Source organism: Mesorhizobium alhagi CCNWXJ12-2 (assembly GCF_000236565.1).
Taxonomy (GTDB): Bacteria; Pseudomonadota; Alphaproteobacteria; order Rhizobiales; family Rhizobiaceae; genus Allomesorhizobium; species Allomesorhizobium alhagi.
The window spans coordinates 56,822-63,047 of the sequence record NZ_AHAM01000032.1 but is presented as its reverse complement, the minus strand read 5'-3'; the positions used below and the strand labels follow the sequence as shown (position 1 = coordinate 63,047).

At 65.2% G+C, this 6,226-nt stretch carries 7 protein-coding genes; 3 read left to right on the top strand and 4 right to left on the bottom strand.

Features of this window, described 5'->3' with window-relative positions; translation table 11 throughout:
• The 3 genes from ybgF to ftsH all read left to right on the top strand — a co-directional run.
• On the top strand, nucleotides 1-439 hold a 439-nt coding region (ybgF, locus tag MAXJ12_RS04675; protein ID WP_040584879.1), incomplete at its 5' end, for a tol-pal system protein YbgF.
• A gap of 16 nt (nucleotides 440-455) precedes the next feature.
• A complete protein-coding gene (gene tilS, locus MAXJ12_RS04670) occupies nucleotides 456-1,763 on the top strand; it encodes a tRNA lysidine(34) synthetase TilS (protein ID WP_008834622.1) in 1,308 nt (435 codons plus the stop codon).
• Between the two features lie 105 nt (nucleotides 1,764-1,868).
• Complete coding sequence (gene ftsH / locus MAXJ12_RS04665; RefSeq protein ID WP_008834621.1) at nucleotides 1,869-3,815, top strand: ATP-dependent zinc metalloprotease FtsH; 1,947 nt, start codon at nucleotides 1,869-1,871, stop codon at nucleotides 3,813-3,815.
• Between the two features lie 118 nt (nucleotides 3,816-3,933).
• Here ftsH and MAXJ12_RS04660 read toward each other — a convergent pair whose 3' ends face one another.
• From MAXJ12_RS04660 to MAXJ12_RS04645, 4 genes are all read right to left on the bottom strand, one after another.
• Nucleotides 3,934-4,545: a LysE family translocator gene (locus tag MAXJ12_RS04660; protein WP_008834620.1), complete on the bottom strand. Its 612-nt coding sequence runs from the start codon at nucleotides 4,543-4,545 to the stop codon at nucleotides 3,934-3,936.
• Nucleotides 4,546-4,678: 133 nt separating this feature from the next.
• Complete coding sequence (locus MAXJ12_RS04655) at nucleotides 4,679-5,092, bottom strand: DUF1761 domain-containing protein (RefSeq protein WP_008834619.1); 414 nt, start codon at nucleotides 5,090-5,092, stop codon at nucleotides 4,679-4,681.
• Nucleotides 5,093-5,140: 48 nt separating this feature from the next.
• The gene (locus MAXJ12_RS04650) at nucleotides 5,141-5,839 is read right to left on the bottom strand and encodes a class I SAM-dependent methyltransferase (protein ID WP_050898785.1); all 699 of its coding nucleotides are present in this window, start codon (nucleotides 5,837-5,839) and stop codon (nucleotides 5,141-5,143) included.
• Nucleotides 5,794-6,219: an EVE domain-containing protein gene (locus tag MAXJ12_RS04645; protein ID WP_008834617.1), complete on the bottom strand. Its 426-nt coding sequence runs from the start codon at nucleotides 6,217-6,219 to the stop codon at nucleotides 5,794-5,796. Before MAXJ12_RS04645 ends, MAXJ12_RS04650 begins: the two co-directional genes overlap by 46 nt.
• Between the last annotated feature and the right edge of the window lie 7 nt (nucleotides 6,220-6,226).

Sequence of the window (6,226 nt, the reverse complement as noted above, 5' to 3'; positions counted from 1 at the left end):
TAGGGGAGCCGCTCCCGCCCCTGGCGGCGAAGTAGTGGCGGCGCTGCCCGCGACTGACGACCCGGAAGAGCTCTACCGCAATTCCTACGAATTCATCCTGTCGGGCGACTACAGCACGGCGGAAGCCGGCTTCCGCGACCACATTGCGCGCTTCCCCTCCGACCCCAAGACCGCTGACTCGCATTTCTGGCTCGGCGAATCGCTGCTCGGGCAGCAGAAATACCGCGACGCGGCCGAGGTTTTCCTCTCCGCCAACAAGAACTACCCCAAATCCAAGAAGGCTCCAGACATGCTGCTGAAGCTCGGCGTCTCGCTGGTCGGGCTCAACCAGCGCGACGTCGCCTGCGCGACCTTCGCCGAAATCGGCAAGCGCTATCCCGACATTTCCGGTGCGCTCAAGGGCCGCGTCAAGCAGGAACAGGCGCTGGCCGCGTGCTGACCTGAAGCGCTCCAGGGTGGACAGCGATCTTTCCCAGCCATTTTCGAATCTCGATCTCACCGCGCGCGTCGCTGTTATTGCGGCGGTCTCGGGCGGCAGCGACTCCACCGCCCTGCTCCTGCTGCTGAAGGCCTATCTCGACGAGAATGCGCCGGCGGTGCGGTTGGTGGCGATGACCGTCGATCACGGCCTGAGACCGGATTCGGCAGCAGAGGCGCAAGCCGTCGCACGCTTTGCTGAAAGCCATGGCATTGCCCACCGCATTCTCGCTTGGGAGGGACCGAAGCCCGCGACCGGCTTGCCGGCGGCTGCGCGCGAGGCGCGCTACGCATTGCTGGCCGAAGCCGCGGGCGAAGAAGGCACGGACCTGATCGTCACCGGCCACACCGCCGACGACCAGGCGGAAACCGTGATGATGCGCCAGGCCCGCAGCGACGGCCGCGGCCTTGCCGGCATGGCGCCTGCGACACTGTTCGACGGGAAGGCCTGGATCGTCAGGCCGCTGCTCGAAACCCGCCGCGAGACGCTGCGCGATTATCTGCGCGCCAATGGCGTTCCATGGCTGGAAGACCCGACCAACGTCAACCAGGCGTTCGAGCGTCCGCGCGCCCGCGCCCGTTTGCGCGACGACGCCGATGTCTCGAAATTGCTGACTGCTGCTCGCGACGCAGCGCTGCTACGCGAATATCTCGGACGCGAGGCGGCCGGCCTCATTTGGGCGCATGCGCGTCACGTCGCGCCTCGCCTGTTCCGGCTCGATCCAGCCTTCGCCGCGGCCGAGCCTCGCGACGGCGCGGTCTATGCGCTGCGCATCCTGCTGGCCGCGATCGGCGGCACGCCGCATCTGCCCGACGAGGCGCGCGTGGCCCGGCTTTTCGATCGGCTTTCTGCAAAACCCTTTTGCGCCACATTGTCGCGGACGCTGGTCGACGCGCGGCGCGGCGGAGTCTTCCTGCTGCGTGAAACGCGCGGATTGCCCGAACCTGAGCCGGTTCGCGACGGCATGATCTGGGACGGCCGCTACCGGATTTCAGGCGGGGCCGGAGGTATGCTCGTCGGCCCGCATGACCCCGCAATCGAGCCTGACGCCGAAACGCCCCCCGCAGATATTCCGCCGGGTCTTGTTCGTGCAGCACTTTCCGCCGAGCCGACGTTTTCGGGCGGAAGCGAACCCGCCAAGCCGGTGGCAATTCCCCTCGTCGCGCCCTGGACGCGATTCCTGCCTTCCTTCGATCTGGAGCCGGCGCGGGCCGTGGCCGAACTGCTGGGCGCCGCGCCGCCACCGGCCTCGCCATACGCAAACCACAATGTGACCGGAGCTTAACCGAGAACAGCGGTTGCGCTTGGCAATGCACTGCGCCCTCCCTATGTTAGGGGCATACATTCACACTGGACTTGCGCCCGTTGTCGGTCGCAAACGGGACAATAGATGAATCCGAATTATCGCAACCTCGCGCTCTGGGCGATCATCGCCGTTCTCCTGATCGCACTGTTCAATCTGTTCCAGACCCCTCAGACGCGGGGGGCGACCAGCGAGATCGCCTATTCGGAGTTCCTGAGCGACGTTTCGGCAGGCCGCGTCAAGACGGTGACGATCGCCGGCGAGCGCATCAGCGGCACTTATGTCGACAACAATGCCGGCTTCCAGACCTATTCGCCGGGCGATCCTTCGCTGGTTTCCAAGCTCGAGCAGAAGGGCGTGACGATCAATGCGCGGCCCGAGAACGACGGCTCGGGCTCGATCTTCAGCGCGCTGATCGGCTGGCTGCCCATGCTGCTCATCCTCGGCGTGTGGATTTTCTTCATGCGCCAGATGCAATCCGGCTCCGGACGCGCGATGGGCTTCGGCAAGTCGAAGGCCAAGCTTCTGACCGAGGCGCATGGCCGCGTCACTTTCGGCGACGTCGCTGGTGTCGACGAAGCCAAAGAAGACCTCGTCGAGATTGTCGATTATCTGCGCGACCCCCAGAAATTCCAGCGCCTTGGCGGCAAGATCCCGCGCGGTGTGCTGCTCGTCGGCCCTCCCGGTACCGGCAAGACGCTGCTCGCGCGCTCGGTCGCGGGTGAAGCCAACGTGCCGTTCTTCACCATTTCCGGTTCGGACTTCGTCGAGATGTTCGTCGGCGTCGGCGCGAGCCGCGTCCGCGACATGTTCGACCAGGCCAAGAAGAATGCGCCCTGCATCATCTTCATCGACGAAATCGACGCCGTCGGCCGCCATCGCGGCGCCGGTCTCGGCGGCGGCAATGACGAGCGCGAACAGACGCTGAACCAGCTGCTGGTCGAGATGGACGGCTTCGAGTCCAACGAGTCGATCATCCTGATCGCCGCCACCAACCGTCCCGACGTGCTCGACCCGGCGCTGCTCCGGCCAGGCCGCTTCGACCGCCAGGTCGTGGTGCCGAACCCCGACATTATCGGCCGCGAGAAGATCCTCAAAGTCCACATCCGCAACGTGCCGCTGGCGCCCAATGTCGACCTCAAGGTCATCGCGCGCGGCACGCCGGGCTTCTCCGGCGCCGACCTGATGAACCTGGTCAACGAAGCCGCCCTGATGGCGGCGCGGCGTAACAAGCGCCTCGTCACCATGGCCGAGTTCGAGGACGCCAAGGACAAGATCATGATGGGCGCTGAGCGCCGCTCCTCGGCCATGACCCAGGCCGAGAAGGAGCTGACCGCCTATCATGAGGCTGGCCACGCCATCCTGGCGCTCAACATGCCGTCGGCTGACCCGCTGCACAAGGCGACCATCATCCCGCGCGGCCGCGCACTGGGCATGGTCATGCAGTTGCCCGAAGGCGACCGCTATTCGATGAGCTACAAATACATGATCTCCAGGCTGGCGATCATGATGGGCGGCCGCGTCGCCGAAGAGTTCAAGTTTGGCAAGGAAAACATCACCTCCGGCGCATCCTCCGACATCGAGCAGGCGACCAAGCTGGCGCGCGCTATGGTTACGCGCTGGGGCTTCTCCGACAAACTCGGCCACGTCGCCTATGGGGAAAACCAGGAGGAAGTGTTCCTCGGCCACTCGGTTGCGCGCACGCAGAACGTCTCGGAAGAAACCGCGCAGATCATCGACGCCGAAGTGCGCCGACTGATCGACGAGGCCTATTCGGCCGCCAAGTCCGTGCTGACCAAGAAGAAGAAGGACTGGATCGCACTGGCGCAGGGCCTGCTCGAATACGAGACGCTGTCGGGCGAGGAGATCAAGCAGCTTCTGGCCGGTCACAAGCCCTCGCGGGACATGGGCGACGACACGCCGACCTCTCGCGGTTCGGCCGTGCCGAAAGCCGGCGCGACGGGCGGCGGCCGCCGCAAGAAGAGCGGCGGCGAGGAGCCCGAAGGCGGCATGGAGCCTCAACCCCAGGGGTGAGGCTTCTGAAACCTGACAATAGAAACGCCGCTTTGCCGCGGCGTTTTTTTTGCGCAGCGACGGGATGCTGGCTGGCGAGCGCTCCGCGACGCGCTTGAAAAGACCGCCTTTGCGGCCTTCAGCGCGCCGCGATAGCCGCCGCAGCGCCACCCATAGTCGTGGCGCTGATCCGGTTGGCGATCTTCATGGCGCGGCGGCTCTTCAGCAGCTTGCGCGCCTGCGCGGCGGCGATCACCCAGCCGACATCGATGGCGACCAGCACGACAGCCATGGTCAGCGTCAGTTCCAGCCAGCCGACCAGCGTCACCGAGGCGAGATCGATGATGGTCGGCAGCAGCGCCAGATAGAACATCATGATCTTCGGATTGCCGAGCGTCACGGCCATGCCGGCCAGGAACAGCTTTAGCGGCGAATCCTCGCGCGGCATCGAGCCGTCGCGGACATCGACCGGCGCCGTCCACATCTTCCAGGCGAGATAGACGAGATAGGCGACGCCGAGATACTTCACGATCACGAAGGCCAGATGGAAGGTCTGCGCCACGAAGGCGAGGCCGAACACCGCCAGCGATAGCCAGATCGCCTCGCCGATCCACATCGCGGCCAGGAACGGCAGCACATCGCGAAATCCCTTGGAAATCACCCGCGCGACCAGCGCGGCAATGCTCGGCCCCGGCGATCCGGCGGCGACGAACAGCGCGCCTGCGAAGATCAGCAGCGATGTCGGTTCCATGGCAATCCTCCCAGGCGGCGGTCGACGCGGCAGCATATTGCAACCGCAAAGCTGCGCAAGCCCGCGGGCACAACTCGCACGAAGGCTGCGGTCGCGGACTGGTTCCGTCAGGACAGTGCGGCCGAGTAGCAAATCAGACGCCGAACCAGCCGATCACGCCGCCCATGATCAGGGCGACGCCAAGCCAGTGGCCGGCGTCGATAACGGTGAGGTCCCAGCCATATCCCTCGTAGCGCTGATTGACCGCGGTCGAGGTCGCGAGGAAGCCGAGCCAGAGGAAGAAGCCGGACACGACGCCGTTCCACAAGGTGACCTGACCCGTACCGAGGTGGCCGATCACGCCGGCCATCACCCAGGCCATCACCAGTTCGCAGACGAAGCTCGTGGCCAGCAGCGGGGCCAGCGGCGGCGCCGATTTCGAGGATGGGTCGAGGCGCGCAGCCTTGATCCAGGGCTTTGACAGTGCGCTATACCATGCCGCCCCGAAGGCAAATGCCGCGATGGCGGCAACGACGATCGCGAGATAGTTCATGCCTGCGAAATTCATGGGCGACTCCCCTGTTCGCCCGGATTCAACGCCCGCGCAGGACCCCCGTCAAGCGAAGCGCCAGACCGTGGTCTTCTTCACGTCCGCATCCTCAAGCGCCCGCGTCACTGGAACCTGATAGACAGCGAGCGCCTGCATCCTGCCCTTCGGCAAATAGGAGCGGCCGGGATCGCCGACCAGGATCTCGGAACCACGTTCATGCAGGGTGGAGAACCAGGGAACGAGCCGTTCGGCGAAGGGCCGATCGTAGAACACGTCGCCGGCCAGAACGACGTCCCAGCCGCCGTCAGTGCCGACGACGTCCGAACCGGCAAACTCAATGGAGATGCCGTTGGCGCGGGCGTTGAGGCGGACCGCTGCCTCGCAGAACGGATCGATGTCGGCCGCCAGAATGCCGCGCGCTCCGGCCATATCAGCCGCGATCGCCACCAGACCCGAGCCGGAGGCGAAATCCAGCACGCGCCTGCCGCGCACAATCTCGGGGTGGTCAAGGATATAGCGAGCCAGCCCCTGCCCGCCTGCCCAAGCAAAGGCCCAGAAGGGCGGCGGCAGGCCGATAGAGGCGAGCTCGTCCTCGGTCTTCAGCCAGAGGTCGTGCGCCTCGTCGGCTAGGTGCAGCCTGATTTCGGGGACATGCGGCGGCGCCGAAAGCGAAGTGTTGGCGAGAATGAAACTCTCGGCTTCCGCCGGCGCCAGGCCGTTCACGGCGCCGGAACGAGGCCGCCCATCCGGCAGACTTCCTTCCATTCATCCGGCGCGACCGGCTGGACCGACAGGCGGGAATTGTTGACCAGCACCATCTTCGACAGTTTTTCGTTGGCCTTTATCTCGTCGAGCGTCGGGGGATTGGGAACATCTTTCACCGCCCGCACGTCGACGCACTCCCAGCGCGGATCGTCGGTGGTGGTGTCGTGATGCGCCAGCCCGCAGACCTCGACGATGCCGACAACGTCCAGCCCCTCGTTAGAGTGATAGAAGAAGCCGAGATCGCCGATCTGCATGGCGCGCATATTGTTGCGGGCCTGGTAGTTGCGCACGCCGTCCCACTGCGTGCCTGCCTTGCCCTTTTCCTTCAGCATCTCGAAGGAAAAGGTCGAAGGTTCCGATTTGAAAAGCCAGTAATTCATGTCCGCG

What these genes read in the sequence shown, in the direction of transcription:
- ftsH (WP_008834621.1), top strand. Translation starts at nt 1,869, where the DNA reads ATGAATCCGAATTATCGCAACCTCGCGCTCTGGGCGATCATCGCCGTT.
- MAXJ12_RS04645 (WP_008834617.1), bottom strand. Translation starts at nt 6,219, where the DNA reads ATGAATTACTGGCTTTTCAAATCGGAACCTTCGACCTTTTCCTTCGAG.
- MAXJ12_RS04655 (WP_008834619.1), bottom strand. Translation starts at nt 5,092, where the DNA reads ATGAATTTCGCAGGCATGAACTATCTCGCGATCGTCGTTGCCGCCATC.
- MAXJ12_RS04660 (WP_008834620.1), bottom strand. Translation starts at nt 4,545, where the DNA reads ATGGAACCGACATCGCTGCTGATCTTCGCAGGCGCGCTGTTCGTCGCC.
- MAXJ12_RS04650 (WP_050898785.1), bottom strand. Translation starts at nt 5,839, where the DNA reads ATGGAAGGAAGTCTGCCGGATGGGCGGCCTCGTTCCGGCGCCGTGAAC.